The organism is Methylophilus sp. 13 (genome assembly GCF_015354335.1).
In the GTDB taxonomy this organism is placed as follows: Bacteria; Pseudomonadota; Gammaproteobacteria; order Burkholderiales; family Methylophilaceae; genus Methylophilus; species Methylophilus glucosoxydans.
The window spans coordinates 171,333-189,683 of the sequence record NZ_JADKYR010000002.1 but is presented as its reverse complement, the minus strand read 5'-3'; the positions used below and the strand labels follow the sequence as shown (position 1 = coordinate 189,683).

Here is an 18,351-nt window from a genome sequence, read left to right as displayed (position 1 = left end):
GAATGGGGGAGGTGGATGGCTTATACGGCCACAATCGGGATCACGGGCGCTTTGTTTGTGCGCAGTTTGCCACCTTCGGCATAATGCGTGCGCACATACTCATCCACGATCTGTTGAAACTCTTCAGCAATATGGTCGCCTTTAAGGGTGACGGTTTTTTCACCATCAACAAACACCGGCGCCACCGGCGTTTCGCCCGTGCCCGGCAGGCTAATGCCGATATTGGCTAATTTGGATTCGCCAGGGCCATTGACCACGCAGCCCATGACTGCCACATTGAGGGTTTCTACGCCGGGATATTGGCTACGCCAGATTGGCATCTGATTGCGTAACCAGCTCTGGATTTGCATCGCCAGCTCCTGAAAATAGGTGCTGGTGGTCCGGCCGCAGCCAGGGCAGGCGGTCACCAAGGGCGTAAACGAGCGGATCCCCATGGTCTGCAGAATTTCTTGGGCGACCACGACTTCTTTTGTGCGGGACTCATTCGGCTCGGGGGTCAGTGAGACGCGGATGGTGTCGCCTATGCCTTGCTGTAACAGAATCGCCAGTGCGGCAGTGGAGGCAACAATGCCTTTGGAGCCCATGCCCGCTTCAGTCAGTCCCAAATGAAGGGGATAATCACAGCGTTGCGCCAGCGCCTGATAGACCATTACCAGATCCTGCACGTTGCTGACCTTGCAAGAAATGATGATTTGATCGGGGTTTAAGCCTAAATCGACGGCTTGCTGGGCACTTTCGAGCGCGGATTGAATCAGCGCTTCGCGCATCAATGCATCGGCCGTGAGCGGGTTGGCAGATTTGCCATTCTCATCCATCATTTGTGCCATTTTGGCTTGATCCAGGCTGCCCCAGTTCACGCCGATGCGGACAGCTTTTTTGTACTGGATGGCGGCTTCTATCATCGCCGCAAACTGTTCGTCACGCTTGCTGCCTTTGCCGACATTACCGGGGTTGATCCGATACTTGGCCAGTGCTTCGGCGCAATCCGGGTAAGCTTGCAACAGCTTGTGGCCGTTAAAGTGAAAGTCGCCCACCAGAGGCACAGAACACCCCATAGCATCCAGGCCTTTGCGGATGGTGGCGACTTGCGCGGCAGCTTCGGCGCTGTTGACGGTAATCCTGACCACTTCAGAACCGGCCTGCCATAAGGCATAGACCTGCGCGATGGTGGCAGCCGCATCGGCGGTATCGGTATTGGTCATGCTTTGCACGACCACAGGCGACACCTGTGTACCATATAAGCCACCGCCGACCGCAACGTGTCCGACCATGACCTGACGGGTATGTCTACGGGATATCATGATTATTTCAATTGAATACGCGCAACACGACCACGTGTGGCTTGGGTTAAATCGTAAGGTTGGTTATCAATGGTCAGTTGGGTGCCTGCGGCATGTCCAACCGTGATATTGACCGGTTTGTCTGTCACTACCTGACGTTCTGAACCGGCCGGCAGTACCTCACTAAATAATTTTTTGCCTTGCATATCTTCAATGCGCACCCAGGAGTCTTCAGTCACTTTAAAGCTCAGATTTGCCTTTTGCGGATCCACGGCTTTGAGCGTGGTCGTTTCAAGCGACTGACCGGCTGCCGGTGTCGGGGTGCTGACAATGGTAGGCGTGCTGGCAACCGTATCAGCCGGGCTTGCTGGCTGCATGCCTGCGGCCGGTTGCATGGCTAGACTGGTTTCTGCGGGCGCCTCTACTGAGGCTGTACTGGCAGTATTACCGGTTTCTACGGTCGCGCTATTGCTTGCTTCGGGGGCGGTCGCAGTTGCCGGAGGCACTGGAATTTCGATTTGCTGACCCGTTGTTTCACTGATTTCTTCCACATCCAGCGCCAGTGAAGCATCTTTGAGTGTGTGCGGCTTGATATGGTTGATATAAAAATAGGCGGCAATCGCGGCCAATATCAAAAAGATCAGCAGGGTGAGCAAGCGTTGCGGACGCAAGACGCGCACCGGTTTATCAATCACCGAACGGCTGGCATTCGAGCGGACACTCAAGGGCAGCGGGGTCTTGTTAGGCACGATGCGTTGATAGGCCTCGATGATGGGCGCCACATCAATATTGAGCAAGCGTGCGTAGTTACGGATAAAGCCGCGCACAATGCTTGGTTGTGGCAACTTATCAAAGTCATCCTGCTCAATGGCCTGGATTTGCTTGACGCCCAGGCGCAATTGGCCAGACACTTCGTGGATACTCAAGCCCTGTGCCTCTCGTGCCGCTTTGAGGACATTGCCGCAGCCAGAGCCATAAGCGATCGACGGGTTCACTGCTTGCTGCGGGATGCTTTCCAAGCCCATGGCGGCACCGTACTCTTCAGGCGCATCGGTAGGTGCTGGATTGAGATTGCTAGTATCGCCAGGTGTGATATCCATGCGCGAAGCTTCTGCGGCCGCTGCTTGCGCAACCGAGACTGCTGCAGGCGTTTGCTCCAGGCTCACCGCAGTGTCTGTTGTGGGCGCATGGCTGGCTGCCGTCTGCGTGGTGGCAGCATTCTTGGGCCGACGGCCACGTCTGGGTTTTTCTGCCGGTGCAGGATTGACGTTGGTGGTATCTTCTGACGTCACGTGCATTTACTCCGTTTTCAGCAATTGTTTAGTTTCATTGGCATTCGGAAACAGTTTGTGCAGTTGCACACTGTAATAATTTGCATCATCGGCCAATTGTAAGGACCGGCAAATTCGGACTGCCAAAAAGAGGGACTCTGGTGTCGGGGCAACGTTCACACTATTTTGCACGGTGTTGAGTGCCAGTTGTGCCTCGCCGCGTGCAAATTGCAGGTTGGCCAATTGATAAGCACTGGCGTGGGCCAATGGGTCCACTTGCAGTGCCTGATAAAAATACTGCTCAGCCTGTGGTTTTTGCTGGGCACGTAAGGCACAGACGCCGGCGTTATACAGCGCAATTTGCGGTGTTTTATACAACGGATTCTTCACCGCGAGCAGAAATTCTTTTTGTGAGGCGTCGTATTGGCCTTGGTCGCACAAAAAACGGCCGTAGTTGTTGTGTGACTCCGAGTTAGCTGGTTGCAGTTGAATCGCCCGCTTGAATGCGGCTTCTGCCCGTGCTTTTTCACCGAGGGCCGCATAGACCAGGCCTAAACCGTTGTAGGCAAGGGCATAGGTCGCGCTGCGTTCAAGCGCGGTATTAAACTCTTCAAGCGCCACATCGTAGCGTTTGAGACGGAAATACTCCGCGCCAAGTTCGGTATGCACGCGGGCAGATTCCATATCGCCGCTTTCGCGTCCGATAGGCTGCTGGTCATAAGGTTGAGCTTGAGCGTTGGAAGAAGGGTTTTGCGCACACCCTGACAGCCACAGTAACAAGGTCACTGCAGAGATGACCACGAAAGGCTTGTAAAAGGGGGCTGTCATCACTTACTGTTCCGGATGTATCGCTATGGTTTTCTCAGTGCGGCGGGTTTTATCGAGCACTTTACCTGCCAGTTGCCCGCAGGCCGCATCAATGTCGTCTCCGCGGGTTTTACGTACGGTGACTACAAAGCCTGCCTGCATTAACATATCACGAAACGCACGCACCTGCATGGGCTTGGACGTCCCGTAACCACTGTTAGGGAACGGGTTGAATGGGATCAGGTTAAATTTGCAAGGGACATCGCGCACGATATTCATCAGTTGCTTGGCGTGTTCCAGGGTGTCATTGACGCCGTCCAGCATGACATATTCAAACGTCACGAAATCACGTGGTGCTTTGACTAGGTAGCGCTCGCAAGCGGCCATCAGATCTTTAATTGGATATTTTTTATTAATTGGGACGATCTCATCACGTAGCGCATCATTCGGCGCATGTAACGATACCGCCAAGGCGACGGGGCAGTCTTCCTTGAGTCTGTCCATCGCTGGCACCATGCCGCTGGTCGACAAGGTGACGCGGCGACGGCTTAAGCCATAAGCGCTGTCATCCAGCATGATTTGCATGGCCGTGACGACGTTGTCATAGTTGGCCAGTGGCTCACCCATGCCCATCATCACCACGTTGGAGATAATGCGCTCACCGGGTGGCAGCAAGTCATAGCCAGGCGCCTGGCGCAGGGCGTGATTGGCAATCCATAGTTGGCCGATAATTTCGGAGACGTTGAGATTGCGGTTGAAGCCCTGGCGACCGGTGCTGCAGAATGTGCATTCGAGTGCACAGCCTACCTGGCTGGAGATACACAGCGTACCGCGGTCATCTTCAGGGATAAAGACGGTTTCCACACTGTTAGACGTGCCGTCTCTTAAGTTATTAGTGCCGATCAGCCATTTGCGGGTGCCATCATCTGACACTTGTTCCAACTGCACGTCTGGCAGCGCAAATTCGGTTTCCTGACGCAGTTTTTCGCGCAGGGTTTTCGCAATATCGGTCATCTGGTCGAGGTCAAGTACCCCGAAATGATGCATCCAGCGCATCAATTGTTTGGCGCGGAAAGGCTTCTCGCCGAGACTGGTGAAGTACTCGGCGAGTTGCGATTGGTTAAAATTCAGTAAGTTAACCAAGTGTATTCCTAGTTCGGTATCAATGTGATCGTCGTTAAGTGACGAAGGGTGTGATTAACCGAAGAAGTATTTGATTTCGATGGCCGCATTTTCCAAAGAGTCGGAACCGTGCACGGCGTTAGCATCAATGCTTTCAGCGAAGTCAGCACGAATGGTGCCAGGGGCTGCGTCTTTAGGATTGGTTGCACCCATCAGTTCACGGTTTTTCAATACCGCGTTTTCGCCTTCCAATGCCTGGATCATCACTGGACCAGAGATCATGAATTTAACCAGGTCGTTGAAGAAAGGACGCTCTTTGTGCACAGCGTAGAAGCCTTCAGCTTCAGCTTGAGTCAGGTGGGTCATTTTAGCTGCAACAATTTTCAAACCGGCGTTTTCAAAACGGGTGTAGATTTGACCAATCACGTTTTTTGCAACGGCGTCTGGTTTGATGATGCTGAGTGTACGCTCTAAAGCCATGAGAACTCCAAATAAAGTAATGAACAAGAAAAACAAACGACTATTCTACTATTTTTACTGTGATTGATAAACCTTAGATACTGATGACAGGCTTTTATTGCGTTAAATAGCAGGCATTCATTGCTTTATTTTTTTTATCTATTGTCAGCAGATGTTTTATGATGTGATGGTTTCCCACGGTCAGGTGGATATTCAGGATTGAATACATAAAGATCAAAACGAGAGACTATAAAGCCATGACAAATCAACAAAACAGTATGCATGCATGCCCGGCTTGCGGCTTGCTATGTGACGACATTTCGGGGGAGGCCATTGCCAAACAGCAGTTTTCGTGTGGCAAAGCCGCAAAGTTCTATGCGCGAACGAGTAATGGTGCGCAACCTCGGGTGGCGGGGCAACCCGTGTCGCTGACCCAGGCCGTACATACCGCCGTCGAACTGCTCAAGCAAGCCAAAACGCCATTGATCGCCGGCAGCAGTACCGATGTTCACGGTGCGCGTGCCCTGGTCAGTCTTTCGCATCATACGCATGCGGCGATGACGCATCTCAATGCCAGCAGCACGCTGCGCAACATGCAGGTATTACAGCATCGCGGCTGGCAGACCACCACCTTGACCGAGGTACGCAACCGTGCAGATGTCATCCTGATGATAGGCACTGATGTGGTGAGCCACAATACCCGTTTTTTCGAGCGCGTGGTGTGGGTGCCTGAGGCCATGTTTACCGCGCCTGCCGCCCGCAAGATCATCTACCTGGGCGGCGATGACCTGAATACCAAGCCTGGCGTCTCTCCCGATGGACGCGCACCTGAAGTCATTCCTTGTGCGAGCGAACAGTTACCGGAGGTGGTCGCCACCTTAAGGGCCCTGGTGATGGGCAAGCCAGTGACTGCGGAAACAGTGGCCGGGGTAGACGTGAGCCGTTTGAGAACCGTGGCTGAGACCCTGAAGGCAGCCAAGTACGCCACCTTGGTGTGGGTATCCAAAGACCTGCACTATGCGCATGCCGAATTAACCATTGAAAATATCACTGAAACCGTGGTCGCCTTGAACCAGAAGAGCCGCGCCATGGGTTTGTCGCTTGGCGGCAGTGATGGCGATACCAGCGTCAATTACGCACATACCTGGCTCAATGGCGTGATTATTGATACGCCAGACTGGGAAAGCCATGACGCGGTGGTATGGGTGAATAGTTACAGCCCGGATGCGATGCCGCCTGCAGGCACTAAACCCGTGATTGTGCTCGGTGCTGCTGACAGCCAATGTGAAGAGACGCCTGCAGTGTTTATCCCCGTTGCGACGCCAGGGCTAGACTGCAACGGCCAGCAATTCCGTGTCGATGGCTCGGTTACCTTGCCGCTCAGCACAGCCAAGCCTTCTGACCTGCCTACCTTGTCACAAGTGATCGCCATGATAGAAACAGAACTTAAAGGAGTGACGGCATGATTACCGTACTCAAGAACGCGAAAGTGATTGACCCCGCGCACGGTAAGGATGGCGTGGTGCAGGATATTTATATCCGCGATGGCCGCATTATTGCCAAACCGGCCGACAGTGAAAAAATTGCGCAGGTGTACGACCTGAATGGCAAGATCGTCATGGCTGGGGCGATTGATATGCATAGCCATATCGGTGGCGGCAAAGTCAATATTGCCCGCATGCTGCTGCCTGAATACCAGGCCATGCGCAAGCTGGAGGAGCCTGAAGCTCACATCTGCGGCGCCAACTGCAGCCACCATGCGACACCGAATACCACCGATACCGGCATGCGCTATATCGAAATGGGTTATACCGCTGCCTTTGAGCCGGCCGTGCTCGCCGTGAATGCGCGTCAGGCGCATATGGAAATGGGTGACACGCCGATGATTGATAAAGGCGGCTACGCCATGCTGGGTAACGATGATTACCTGCTGCGTTTGCTGAGCCAGAATGCTGACCAGAAAACCATTAATGACTATGTGGCGTGGACACTGCATGCGACGCAAACCATAGGCATCAAAGTGGTCAATCCGGGCGGCATTTCCGCATTTAAATTCAATGAGCGCCGCCAGGACCTGGATCAACTGCACAGTTATTACAATATCACGCCGCGCCGCATTTTGCAGGCTTTGAGCCGTGCCGTAAATGAGATAGGTATTGCCAAACCTTTGCATGTGCACTGTAATAACCTGGGTGTGGCTGGTAATTTTCAGACCACGCTGGATACCATGGGCGCCAGCGATGGCATCCCCATGCATTTGACCCATATCCAGTTTCACAGTTATGGCACTGAGGGTGACAAGAAATTTTCTTCCGCCGCCGCCAATATTGCCGAAGCGATCAACAACAACAAACACATCACTGCCGATGTCGGCCAGATTCTGTTTGGACAGACCGTGACCGCGTCTGGCGACAACATGATGCAGCATTTAAACGCCAAAGTGGCCAACCCGAAAAAATCGGTGATCATGGACATTGAATGCGACGCAGGTTGTGGCGTGGTCCCGTTCAAATACCGCGACCAGAACTATGTCAACGCCTTGCAATGGGCGATTGGCCTCGAGGTATTCCTCAGTGTGGATGACCCCTGGCGCATTTTCCTGACTACAGATCACCCGAACGGTGCGCCGTTTACCAGCTATCCGCATTTGATCCGTTTGCTCATGGATAAAACCTTCCGTAATGATGCGTTTGACAAGCTCAACCTCGATGCGCAAGCCATGAGTAACCTGAAATCATTGGAACGCGAATATAGCTTGTATGAAATCGCCACTATGACCCGCTCAGCACCGGCCAAGTTGATTGGCCTGCAAGACCGTGGCCATTTGGGCGTGGGCGCTGCGGCTGATATTACCGTCTATACCGATCAGGCTGACAAGGAGGCGATGTTTGCCAAGCCAGACCTGGTGTTTAAAGACGGTGAGCTGGTGGTGAAAGAGGGCAAAGTGGTCAAGGTGGTGTGGGGCGCAACACATACCGCCAAACCAGCCTTTGATCTGGGTGTGGAAAAAGACATCAAGCAGTATTTTGACCACTACCACACCATGCAAATGCACAACTTTAAAATTTCGGATGACCAGATTGCGGAAGATGGCCGCAACCATGTCATTAACCATAGCCAGGGGTGAATATGCAGTTAAATGGCGTAGACATAGACGATACCTTTGCTGAAGCATTTAATATGCGCGGCACGCGTATCCTGATTACGGCGCAAAATTTGCGCTGGGCATATAACGCCGCCAATGCCATGACGGGTTTTGCCACCAGTGTGATTGGCTGTGGCGTCGAGGCGGGCATAGAGCGGGAGTTGTCCGAGGATGAAACCCCGGACGGCCGTCCGGGCGTTAGTGTGCTCATGTTTGCCATGGGCAGCAAAGTGCTGATGCAACAGCTCGAAACGCGCATGGGCCAATGTATTCTCACTTGCCCAACCGCGGCGGCCTTTGCCGGGATTGAGTCAGAAGACATGATCAGCCTCGGCAAACATTTGCGCTTTTTTGGCGATGGTTATCAGGTCTCCAAACAAATCCCCGATGCCACGGGCAAGCTTAAGCGCTACTGGCGTATTCCGGTCATGGATGGCGAGTTTTTAACCGAAGAAACTACGGGCATGGTACGTGCCATTGGCGGCGGTAACTTTCTGGTCTTGGGGGCCAGTCAGGCACAAGTATTGACGGCCTGTGAAGCCGCCATTGATGCCATGCGCAAACTGCCCAATGTGATTATGCCTTTCCCGGGCGGGGTGGTGCGCTCTGGTTCCAAGGTGGGCAGCAAGTACCCCAAAATGTTTGCCAGTACCAACGACGCATTCTGCCCAACCCTTAAAGGCGTGGTTAAGAGCGAGCTCGATCCACGGGTGGAAAGCGTGATGGAAATTGTGGTCAATGGCCTGACTTTTGAAGATATTGCTGTTTCGATGAAAGCTGGGATTGAAGCGGCCTGTAGCCTGGGTAAAGACAATGGCATCTTGCGTATTTCTGCTGGTAACTACGGCGGCAAGCTGGGCCAGCATCACTTTAAACTGCGTCCAATTTTAAGCGGGGAGGTGACCGCATGAGCCATATAGTATTAACCGCCAAGCCAATCTCGCGCACGGTCGATTGCCGTGCCTTATTGCCGCTGGCCTTGCAAGGCAAAACCGAGACCGAGATCGGCGCCATCAAACTGGCCGCCAATTTGTCTGTTGCCGACGCGTTTGAGGTGAGCGTGGACGCAGCCACAGAGGCAACTAAGCTGACTTTTAAAAACACAACTTCTTCGCACCAATACATCGGCTTCGGCATGACGGCTGGCCAGCTATTGGTTGAGGGGGATGCGGGTGACTTTTTAGGGGCGCAACTGCAAAACGGTATTCTGATTTGCAAAGGCAACGCTGGCGCACGTGCAGGTGACCGGATGCGTCGCGGCATGCTGTTGATTGAAGGTGATGCCGGTGACTATTGCGGCTCGGACATGATGGCGGGGACGCTGGGCGTACTGGGCAGCACAGGTGTCTATCTTGGTTACGGTATGAAACGCGGGACTTTATTATTGGCACAATCGCCAGCGCCGCAGGCGACCTGGATAGACTGTGGTTTGCACAAGCTGCCTTTCCTCAATATTCTGTATAAATCATTTAAGTTGCTGGATAGCCGCTTTGCGCTAATCAGCAGTCAGCGCGTACAACGCTGGATGGGGGATATGGGTGGCCTCGGTAAAGCTGAGATACTGGTGATTCAGCCTTAAAGCCAATCAGTGTGCGTATGAAAACGGGCCGCGTGCCCGTTTTTCTTTTTGCATCAGTAGGTTAGAGTGGTAAAATCGCGCTTTTGCAATCAAGCCAGATTTCTCATGAGCCAATATCTCACCGCTGCCCTCTATAAATTTGTCACGCTGGATAATTACAAAGACCTGCAACAACCGATTTTAGAGACCTGCCAGCAACACCAGATTAAAGGCACCTTGCTGTTGGCGCATGAAGGCATTAATGGCACCATTGCCGGCAAGCCGGAAGATATCCGCGCCGTGCTCACCTACTTGCGCCAGGATCCGCGACTGGCCGATCTCGAGCACAAAGAATCCTGGGCCGATTCTCACCCGTTTTACCGCATGAAGGTCAAACTTAAAAAAGAAATCGTCACCATGGGCGTGCCAGAGGTGGATCCCAATCTGGTCGTGGGCACCTATGTTAAGCCCGAAGACTGGAACGCCATTATTTCAGACCCGGACGTCATTGTGCTGGATACGCGCAATGACTATGAAGTACATATTGGCACCTTTAAAGGCGCGGTGGACCCGAAGACCACCACCTTCCGCGAGTTTCCCAAATATGTTGCCGAAAACCTGGATAAAACCAAGCACAAAAAAGTCGCCATGTTCTGTACCGGTGGCATTCGCTGCGAAAAAGCCTCTTCTTTCATGAAGCAACAAGGGTTTGAAGAGGTGTATCACCTGCAAGGCGGCATCCTTAAATATCTGGAAACCGTGCCCAAAGAGCAAAGCCTGTGGGAAGGTGAGTGTTTTGTCTTTGACCAGCGCGTGGCGGTCAAGCATGGCCTGGAGGTAGGGGACCATGACCAGTGTTATGCCTGCCGCATGCCACTCACCACAGAGGAAATGCAAAGTGAGCAATATGAAGCCGGTATTTCTTGCCCTTATTGCTACGAAAAATTGACCGCAGAAAAGAAAGAGTCTTTGCGTGAGCGTCAAAAGCAGGTGAAGCTGGCCAGATTGCGCGGCCAAAATCACATCGGCGACAGTCAATAACCCTTTGATCAGCGCGCTTGCGCTGATGGCATAAAATTAGTAGTGTTACAAAAAATTTAATTTTATGAATTGACATAAAAGCAAATTGACATGTCATTCATCTATGCTCTTTGCCTAGGGGGTTGTGATGAAATGCCCAGTAATACTTGCTAATGAACCGCAAAGGTTGCAAGCGCTATTTGACCATGGCCTGCATCAGCCAGAAGTCATTGCCAATCTGGAGCCGGTAGTAGACATTGCGGCACGCATGTTTCGCATGCCGATTGCGGCCGTCAATATGATAGGTAGCGACCATGTGTTTTTCGCCGCCGCCGTCGGTGCTGGCGAAATGGATATGCGCCGTGATGTTTCTTTTTGTGCCCATGCCATCAACGAAAACCAGGTCATGGTCGTCCCAGATGCCTTGCTGGATGAGCGCTTTCATGACAATCCACTGGTCACGGGTGAGGCGAATATTCGTTTTTATGCCGGGGTCAGGTTGCTTTCACCAGAAGGCCTCCCCTTAGGCGCCCTGTGTATTGTCGACCACCAACCTCATTTTGACTTTTCTTTAGAAGACCAGGCCAGATTGCGGGCGCTGGCGCAAATGGTATCTGACCGGCTTGAGTTACGCCGCATTGAAATTTCAGCCAGCCGTACCCGGCCACACTTTGAAGAATATGCGGCGCATGCTGCGACCCCTATCGTCTGGTTTAATGCCGCCAAGCAGATCATTGCCTGGAATCAGGCCGCGGCCGATATGTTTGGTTACCGTCTCATCGAGGGTGAGGGCCACCCACTGCAAACATTGTTTTCCAGCTCGGATGCTGCGCTTTTACAAGAGAAAATAGACACCATTTTGCAGTCTCGGTCACTAGACCGTGTGGCGAGTTCGTGTGAGCTCACTGGGCTTCATAAAGAGGGAACGAGCTTTCTGGTCAATCTATCGTTATTTTCCTGGCAAGCCGAAGGCCAGCTGCAATTCGAAGCCGTGCTCAAGCCTGTGCCAGCCACTGCAGTCGCGCTGCAAGCGGAAAGCAAGCAGTCGTTGCTCGATACACTCACAGGCCTGTATAACCGGGTCCGCTTTTACCGTTTTGTTGAAGAAACACTCAGCCAGCCACATGCTGCCGCGGTGTTTATGATAGATCTGGATGGTTTTAAAGATATCAATGACACCATGGGGGGGACCGTTGGCGATGCCGTATTGAGAGAAATCGCGCAACGGTTATTACGGATTGTCCCTGCGCATGGTCTGGTTGCGCGTATGGGTGGGGATGAGTTTGCGGTCGTCGTGCCCGGCCTGCAAGTGCCAACTGACGCCACTCAGCTTGCGCAGCAACTGATTGATGGCATTGAGCAACCGATGCAAATGCAAGGCCAGTCTGTGAGGGTGATTGCCAGTTGCGGAGTTGCGCTTTCGCCCTTGCATACGCTTGAAGCATTAGAGTTAGTCAGCAATGCCGACCTTGCTTTATTCAAAGCCAAGGCACAAGGACGTGGCCGCGCCTGTTTGTTTGTGCCTGAGTTGCGCCAGGCCGCGGTATCGCGCCGCCAACATGCACTTGAATTGCATCGTGCTGTCGATGAAGGCGAGTTTTTGTTGTATTACCAGCCTCAAGTGAACCTGCAAACTGGCCTTATCACTGGCGCCGAGGCCTTGATCCGCTGGAATCATCCACTACGCGGTCTTCTGCCACCTATTACTTTTTTATCCGCACTAGAGAGCGGGCCACTGGCCGCCACGGTGGGCAGCTGGGTACTTGATGAAGCCTGTAGCCAGTTGGCATTTTGGCGCCGCCAAGGTGCTGAGCATTTGCAGGTAGGGGTGAATTTATTTAGCGCGCAGTTTCATACCGGCGAGTTGGTCGATGAGGTGATGCTGGTGTTGGCAAAACATGGCCTACCCGCGCAAGCGCTGGAACTCGAAATCACCGAAAATATCGCGCTGGATCAAGATGAGATTGTGTTAGCCACGCTACGCAAACTCAAGCAGCACGGCGTCGGTATTGCCTTTGACGATTTTGGGACCGGTTACGCCTCGCTCAGCCTGCTCAAGACTTATCCCCTCACACGCATTAAAATCGACCGCACCTTTGTCAATGGTATGCTGCAACACAAAGAAGACGACTCCGTGGTGTGCGCTACCCTCGATATCGCCCATGGCTTTGATTTACAGTCGATTGCCGAAGGCATAGAAACGGCAGAGCAATATCAATACCTTAAAAGCAAACAATGCGAAGAAGGGCAGGGGTATTTGTTTGGCAAACCCATGCCTGCTGATAAATTTTCCCAATTAATCGGCTGTGAAAATCTCTCGATGATAAAGCAAACACCTTAGCGAGACTTGATTACACAATTGGTTTGATCACATCAAGTGGACTGGCCACGCTCCGTCCGCCAGTGTTGACCAGTTGCGCATAGACTTTAGTGTTTGCCTCATTGGCATGACCCAACAAGCGCTGCACGGTCTGCAAGTCATGGCCACCTTCCAGCAAGTGTGTGGCAAAGCTGTGCCTCAGTGTATTCGGCGTCACGGTTTTTTTAATGCCTAATTGCTTGGCCACATTTTTCACCGCCCGCTGTATTGGTTTTTCATCCGCATGGTGGCGGTAAACTCCGCCTGATTGCTGCGCAACCGATAAACGGCTTGAGGGAAACACATATTGCCACTGCCAATCCTTACCCGCATTGGGGTAGCGTTTAGCCAATCCCTCAGGCATCCAGACTTCCCCTAAACCTTTACTCAAATCCTGGGCATGTAATGCCTCAATAGACGCCAAATGTGTTTTTAAAGGATGCACCAACGTTCCTGGTAATAATGTCGTACGGTTTTTATAACCTTGCGGGTCGCGCACCAAAATTTCCTGCCGATCAAAATCAATATCCGCCACCCGCAAGCGCAAGCACTCCATCACCCGCAAGCCGCTACCGTATAACAAGCTCACCATCAACCACATCATCCCCTCCAACCCAGAAAGCACTGCCTGTACCTCCTGCTTGCTCAAGACCACAGGCAACTCTTTTTTTGCCGGGAGTTTGGTCAAGTTTTCAAGTTTGGGTAGATTCCGCTCCAACACCTCATCATACAAAAACAGCAGGGCGCTTTTAGCCTGGCTTTGCGTGCTCGCCGCCACCATTTTTTCTACTGCCAGATGATTCAAAAACGCCTCAATTTCGGCTGCGCCCATGTCTCTGGGATGCCGCTTGTCATGAAACAAAATAAAGCGTTTAATCCACTGTATATAAGCTTCTTCGGTGCGGTTGCTGTAATTTTTTAAACGCAATCGCTCTACGATTAAAGGAAACAACTTTGGTGCTGGTTTTACCTCAGGTGTGTTTTCCATACTGCGATCCTTTTATTAAGGTGTAATAAAAATCAAATAATAATTGATTTAATTATGATAAATCATTTTATTAAATTTACAGCCACCGGCCTATATAAAGTTTAGGTTCGTTTTTTGGGTCTACTTTTCGTTAGGCATAATTCCAAGGAGTAGTTATGAAGATCGTCGACATCAATAAACTTTGTTCAATCATTGATGAAGAAAGCAAAACGGCAACAGAAAGGGTGCTCTACAGAGATACATTTGCTCTCGCCTGTTATCTGCATTTGAATGGTCAAAAGATTGCGGGTATAAAGCTCTGCAACACGCTCTTCGATCATCTGGGCAGAAATTTACGAAGTACATATCTTTCGAGTGTCACATCTACGCTGGCTGGTAACGAAAAAACATATGCTCGTAATATTTCTGCGCATCTGGAAATCAATAAACTTTTTGCGCATAGGGAAAGCAATGTCTAACATACGGTCAAGTTCGCTATGCTGGGACTGCGCTAAAGCGCAGCCCCTTCCTCAACGTTAACCATATGAACCGCGTAGATGCTCTCAAAGCTCTTGTCTATGCTGAGTTACCAATTGCTCAAGCAATTGCACGAATGTCTGAATTTGCATGGGACAGTGAAGAGTATGTAGTTGTCTTAACTCCAGAAAACCTAGAGCGGGTTTTAACTTTATTTGCCGAGGGTTCAATCACTCGGTCAGATGTTGAGAGCTGGGCCAATGCTCTTGAGTGCAGAGATGATTTGGCATTATCCGAACCTGTCGTTAGTGAGGTTCTTTTCGAGCTTGCGAACCCATTATTAACTCATGCACTTTCGCCAGAGAGAGTCTATCATTTGCTCTCTGTTGTTAAGCATGTTGGCTAACTCATCCATGAAGCGGGATTGGCGAGAACTTACTTCGATGCGCGCAAGTTTAATAATTCCGGCTGCGCTGCCATCCTCGCTAGTCCATTAAACTAACGCTAGACTTATTGAGCATTTAAATATGAATCTGCCAGTAAAAACAAAACAATACATCAACTTTGTCTCATTTTCTTTTTGGATCATGGCAATTTCAGGCTGCACTTCCCAGTCTTGGTATGAGGGGGTCAAGCGTGGCGCTGAGAACAATTGCCGCAATCAGCCGCCGAGTGAGGTTGACCGTTGTTTAGAGAATTTGAACAAGAAAACCTATGAAGAGTATGAAAAAGAGCGCTCTAATCAAAAGTAGCTGCCTTGTCACAGCTCTCCGGTTAGGTCCTGTCTAACGGCACACTGGGTACACGTTAGAGTCCAGACTTTCTTTCCAAAACGCTATGAAGCTGTTCGTTAATTTGATGCGCCGGTTGGTAATGTGGCCGTTTCGGAGGAGAGCTTTTTCAGCCATTGCCAATATCGGGCCTCAAGAGTTTGACTGTGTTTTGCCCCAGCTTGAGCAGATGGGGTGGAAAGTTTATGCGCGTTACGGTGGCTTTGATGCGGGGATTGATTACGACTGCATTCGCTTAAAGCGTGCTGGCATAAAGCTTAAATGTGAGTGGGATCCCTGTGATGAGTGGCGCATTGAGGGGCCGGTAGAGGTCATTGAAGCAATTGCAAGTCAGTTTGATCTCGCAATATCTCAGTGAGCCTGGGTAATATGCAATCAGGTTTCGGCAAAAGTCATCAACTAGTGGCTGCTGATCGCGCCAGAGTATGAGGGGGGAGTATGACGGTTTCAACTTTTCAAGCCGTGAAATTGGCGATTGTGAGTGTCACGGGCCTTTCAAAAGACGCATTGCATATTTACGTTGGGTTGGTGGTATTTTTTGCTGCGATGCGCATTTTTCGCAGGCAGGGGCATCGTTTTATGCCCTTGCTCACTGTGTTTATCGTGGCCTGCTGCGGTGAAGTGCTGGATATGCAGGATGACCTGCATAGCCTGGGATATTGGCGCTGGGATGCCAGTTTGCATGATGTGATCAATACGCTCTTTTGGCCATTTGTGATTGCGCTGTTAATGCGCAAAGGTTGGTTATTTAAACCGTAACCTTAGCCTGAAACTTACGTGGGTGTGGTCGTGAGTTCCGAAAATCCATGCTGGACGCGTGCATGTATAGCCTTTACCATGAGCATCAATGTATTGCGTTGAGGCAGAAAGGATACACGTGGCCATTCAGTTTTTACCCATTCTTAAAGCCGTTGCGCCTTATCTGGCGCAGGTGGCAACGGCTGCCATTCCGGCATTTACCGCCAAGCCTGAGGCGGAAAAGGTTGATCCTGTATTGACCAAGCAGATTGAGGAGTTGCAGACAGCGACTTTGCAGAATGCCGAGTCTATTCACTTGCTGGCAGAAAAAATGCAGCAGGCCATCCTCGCTCTGGAAGACGCCGCTGAGGAGGCCAGAACACAGGTAACGACATACAAGACCATGTTGTTTTTGTCGTTGGGGTTATCTGCGACAACAACCATCGCGATGATCTATTTACTGGTTAGATAGCGAAAGGGGCTGAGATGTCAACTCTCCAGGTCACTGAAATCAAGGCGTTTGTGCCGAGCAAAGACTTTGCGTTATCCAAGCAGTTTTATCTTGATTTAGGCTTCAAGATGGCTTCTGAGGGCGGCGGGGTAGCTTATTTTCACTTTGAGCATGTGAGTTTTTTATTGCAGGATTTTTGTGCAGAAAATCTGGCAGAAAACTTTATGATGCATTTGCTGGTCCCGGATGTGGATGCCTGGTGGCAGCAGATTGAGCAAACGGGTATCGTGCAAAAATATGGCATCAAGCTCTGGCCGATACAGTTACAGCCATGGGGGATGCGCGATTTTTGTCTGACAGATCCTTCTGGCGTGTTGTGGCGCATCGGCCAGAATGTGGATTAGGTCGCTTTAAGTTTATATAGGACGGGGAGGGTGTAAATGACGGGCGATTGGTTTTTCTGGGCAGCACTGTCGGCCTGTTTTGCCGCCTTAACGGCAATTTTTGCCAAGGTCGGTATTCAGGGCATAGACTCAGACTTTGCAACATTGATTCGTACCGTGCTGATTACGCTGGTGCTGGCGCCCTTTGTCTGGCTGGCAGGTAAGTGGAGTAATCCCTTGAGTTTGCCGGGACGTGCCTGGCTGTTTTTGAGCTTGTCAGCGCTGGCGACGGGCGCTTCCTGGCTGTGTTACTTCCGTGCCCTGCAATTGGGTGATGCGTCGAAAGTGGCGCCGGTGGATAAATTCAGTCTGGTGCTGGTTGCACTATTTGCCTGTCTGTTTTTGGGTGAGCGCTTGTCTTTGCGCGAGTGGTTGGGCTTAGCACTGGTTGCCGCAGGCGTGTTGCTGCTAGCCCTGAAGCGTTAGTTGTACCCAGGGCTGATAGCCCCAAATGGCTATTGCTTGCGCTGTGAATTTATTGATAAATGCATGCGGTGATCACGGCGAATGAAGCTTTTTATGCTTGATGACGTGATGCCTAGCCAACAAACCAGCGTTGAAAGTATTCAGCATGCCATCTTCACTGTCCTTTTACCGTGCTTTTGCCGTCACCCTGGCCTTAGGGTTGGCTGGATGTTGTACGCCTAAGCCGACCAGCATTACCCAGCCTATCCCCCTCAAATCTGCCGCGGAATCCAGCGTGGCTTTGCATGTGGTTGGTGTTTACCAAGGCACATTGCCACCAGAGGCAGACCAGCGGCCCTGGTGGGCGCAATGTCAGGCAGCCAGGGCGGCAGTGGGCAAGTTGGGGCCACTTGTGCCAGGTGAATGCGATGCGTTTTTACTGGCGGGTCGTGATCAGCGCACAGTCACTGTAAATATCACTGACGATAGCAAACCCATGATTCTGGGCCTGATGGCTTATGAGCCTGTCACCTGGCATATTCAGCTGGCGCCGGGTGTGGTGATTCAGAAAGTCATCCTGGGGGCTTATCACACGCAACGTATCGTCGGGCTGGATGAGGTGCAGGTGGACGTATACAGCTATGACAATATTGCTTGCCCGCGCTGCATCCAAAAAGGGCACGCGCTTTATTCCTACGAACATGTCCCGCTGGAAATGGAGTTAGTGGCAGGCATGCGGGCGACTTCGTTTCAGGGCAATTATACGGGCGGCAGTTACCAGATTTTTAAAGGCATGCAGTAGTCTATCCGTGCAGCCCACTTTACAATGCTGGCTTTAAGTATTTGGGATTGGGTGACGCTGTGTTGCGAGGTTTAATTTACGGGTTAACCATTTTGCATTTAGGTCCAGGCTTTGCCTTTGCAGTGGTTGCATTTGGGTGCGATGCGTCTTTTGCCGCCTTGCAAGGGGTTTGCCAGCAGGACGCATTTGCCGCCTTTATTCAGCTCACCTTGATCGCTTGGGGCGTACTGATCGCCGGACTATTGCTTAAAATTTA

21 protein-coding genes are annotated in these 18,351 nt (G+C 51.5%); 15 read left to right on the top strand and 6 right to left on the bottom strand.

Features of this window, described 5'->3' with window-relative positions:
- Positions 1 to 20: 20 nt before the first annotated feature.
- Genes ispG through ndk form a run of 5 tightly spaced genes read right to left on the bottom strand, consistent with a single transcriptional unit; the run spans position 21 to position 4,960 of the window.
- Complete coding sequence (gene ispG / locus INP77_RS05045) at positions 21 to 1,301, bottom strand: flavodoxin-dependent (E)-4-hydroxy-3-methylbut-2-enyl-diphosphate synthase (protein WP_194747791.1); 1,281 nt, start codon at positions 1,299 to 1,301, stop codon at positions 21 to 23.
- A 2-nt stretch (positions 1,302 to 1,303) separates the two neighbouring features.
- Positions 1,304 to 2,578 carry a helix-turn-helix domain-containing protein gene (locus INP77_RS05040; protein WP_194747789.1) on the bottom strand — a complete coding sequence of 425 codons (1,275 nt, stop codon included), beginning with the start codon at positions 2,576 to 2,578 and terminating at the stop codon, positions 1,304 to 1,306.
- Positions 2,579 to 3,379 carry a type IV pilus biogenesis/stability protein PilW gene (gene pilW, locus INP77_RS05035; protein ID WP_194747787.1) on the bottom strand — a complete coding sequence of 267 codons (801 nt, stop codon included), beginning with the start codon at positions 3,377 to 3,379 and terminating at the stop codon, positions 2,579 to 2,581.
- 3 nt (positions 3,380 to 3,382) lie between these two features.
- The gene (rlmN, locus tag INP77_RS05030) at positions 3,383 to 4,501 is read right to left on the bottom strand and encodes a 23S rRNA (adenine(2503)-C(2))-methyltransferase RlmN (protein WP_194747785.1); all 1,119 of its coding nucleotides are present in this window, start codon (positions 4,499 to 4,501) and stop codon (positions 3,383 to 3,385) included.
- Positions 4,502 to 4,555: 54 nt separating this feature from the next.
- Entirely contained in the window at positions 4,556 to 4,960 is a 405-nt protein-coding gene (ndk, locus tag INP77_RS05025) for a nucleoside-diphosphate kinase (RefSeq protein ID WP_194748437.1), read from the bottom strand.
- 236 nt (positions 4,961 to 5,196) lie between these two features.
- Here ndk and INP77_RS05020 point away from each other — a divergent pair, with 236 nt between their 5' ends.
- The 6 genes from INP77_RS05020 to INP77_RS04995 all read left to right on the top strand — a co-directional run bounded on the left by INP77_RS05020 (position 5,197) and on the right by INP77_RS04995 (position 13,003).
- Positions 5,197 to 6,405 (top strand): formylmethanofuran dehydrogenase, encoded by a 1,209-nt coding sequence (locus tag INP77_RS05020; protein WP_194747783.1) that lies wholly within the window; start codon positions 5,197 to 5,199, stop codon positions 6,403 to 6,405.
- Positions 6,402 to 8,066, top strand: a complete 1,665-nt coding sequence (locus INP77_RS05015; protein ID WP_194747782.1) for a formylmethanofuran dehydrogenase subunit A — start codon at positions 6,402 to 6,404, stop codon at positions 8,064 to 8,066. Before INP77_RS05020 ends, INP77_RS05015 begins: the two co-directional genes overlap by 4 nt.
- A gap of 2 nt (positions 8,067 to 8,068) precedes the next feature.
- The gene (gene fhcD / locus INP77_RS05010) at positions 8,069 to 8,995 is read left to right on the top strand and encodes a formylmethanofuran--tetrahydromethanopterin N-formyltransferase (protein WP_194747781.1); all 927 of its coding nucleotides are present in this window, start codon (positions 8,069 to 8,071) and stop codon (positions 8,993 to 8,995) included.
- Positions 8,992 to 9,663 (top strand): formylmethanofuran dehydrogenase subunit C, encoded by a 672-nt coding sequence (locus tag INP77_RS05005; protein WP_194747780.1) that lies wholly within the window; start codon positions 8,992 to 8,994, stop codon positions 9,661 to 9,663. Before fhcD ends, INP77_RS05005 begins: the two co-directional genes overlap by 4 nt.
- 105 nt (positions 9,664 to 9,768) lie before the next feature.
- Positions 9,769 to 10,683 (top strand): rhodanese-related sulfurtransferase, encoded by a 915-nt coding sequence (locus tag INP77_RS05000; RefSeq protein WP_194747779.1) that lies wholly within the window; start codon positions 9,769 to 9,771, stop codon positions 10,681 to 10,683.
- Positions 10,684 to 10,810: 127 nt separating this feature from the next.
- Positions 10,811 to 13,003 (top strand): bifunctional diguanylate cyclase/phosphodiesterase, encoded by a 2,193-nt coding sequence (locus INP77_RS04995; RefSeq protein ID WP_194747778.1) that lies wholly within the window; start codon positions 10,811 to 10,813, stop codon positions 13,001 to 13,003.
- A 10-nt stretch (positions 13,004 to 13,013) separates the two neighbouring features.
- Here the strand turns inward: INP77_RS04995 and INP77_RS04990 are convergent, their stop codons facing one another.
- Positions 13,014 to 14,009, bottom strand: coding sequence for an integron integrase (locus tag INP77_RS04990; RefSeq protein ID WP_194747777.1), 996 nt, complete (start codon positions 14,007 to 14,009; stop codon positions 13,014 to 13,016).
- A 155-nt stretch (positions 14,010 to 14,164) separates the two neighbouring features.
- On the opposite strand from INP77_RS04990, the gene INP77_RS04985 reads away from it, so the two are divergent.
- The 9 genes from INP77_RS04985 (at position 14,165) to INP77_RS04945 (ending at position 18,095) form a co-directional block, all read left to right on the top strand.
- Entirely contained in the window at positions 14,165 to 14,467 is a 303-nt protein-coding gene (locus INP77_RS04985; RefSeq protein WP_194747776.1) for a hypothetical protein, read from the top strand.
- 65 nt (positions 14,468 to 14,532) lie between these two features.
- Positions 14,533 to 14,871, top strand: a complete 339-nt coding sequence (locus INP77_RS04980; protein WP_194747774.1) for a hypothetical protein — start codon at positions 14,533 to 14,535, stop codon at positions 14,869 to 14,871.
- 121 nt (positions 14,872 to 14,992) lie between these two features.
- Positions 14,993 to 15,217, top strand: coding sequence for a hypothetical protein (locus tag INP77_RS04975; protein ID WP_194748488.1), 225 nt, complete (start codon positions 14,993 to 14,995; stop codon positions 15,215 to 15,217).
- A gap of 85 nt (positions 15,218 to 15,302) precedes the next feature.
- Positions 15,303 to 15,614 (top strand): hypothetical protein, encoded by a 312-nt coding sequence (locus INP77_RS04970; protein WP_194747773.1) that lies wholly within the window; start codon positions 15,303 to 15,305, stop codon positions 15,612 to 15,614.
- Between the two features lie 80 nt (positions 15,615 to 15,694).
- Complete coding sequence (locus INP77_RS04965) at positions 15,695 to 16,015, top strand: hypothetical protein (protein ID WP_194747771.1); 321 nt, start codon at positions 15,695 to 15,697, stop codon at positions 16,013 to 16,015.
- A gap of 118 nt (positions 16,016 to 16,133) precedes the next feature.
- Entirely contained in the window at positions 16,134 to 16,466 is a 333-nt protein-coding gene (locus INP77_RS04960; protein ID WP_194747769.1) for a hypothetical protein, read from the top strand.
- A 14-nt stretch (positions 16,467 to 16,480) separates the two neighbouring features.
- A complete protein-coding gene (locus INP77_RS04955) occupies positions 16,481 to 16,849 on the top strand; it encodes a VOC family protein (RefSeq protein ID WP_194747767.1) in 369 nt (122 codons plus the stop codon).
- Positions 16,850 to 16,885: 36 nt separating this feature from the next.
- Positions 16,886 to 17,314 carry an EamA family transporter gene (locus INP77_RS04950; RefSeq protein ID WP_194747765.1) on the top strand — a complete coding sequence of 143 codons (429 nt, stop codon included), beginning with the start codon at positions 16,886 to 16,888 and terminating at the stop codon, positions 17,312 to 17,314.
- Positions 17,315 to 17,459: 145 nt separating this feature from the next.
- Positions 17,460 to 18,095 (top strand): hypothetical protein, encoded by a 636-nt coding sequence (locus tag INP77_RS04945; RefSeq protein WP_194747764.1) that lies wholly within the window; start codon positions 17,460 to 17,462, stop codon positions 18,093 to 18,095.
- Positions 18,096 to 18,351 lie beyond the last annotated feature (256 nt).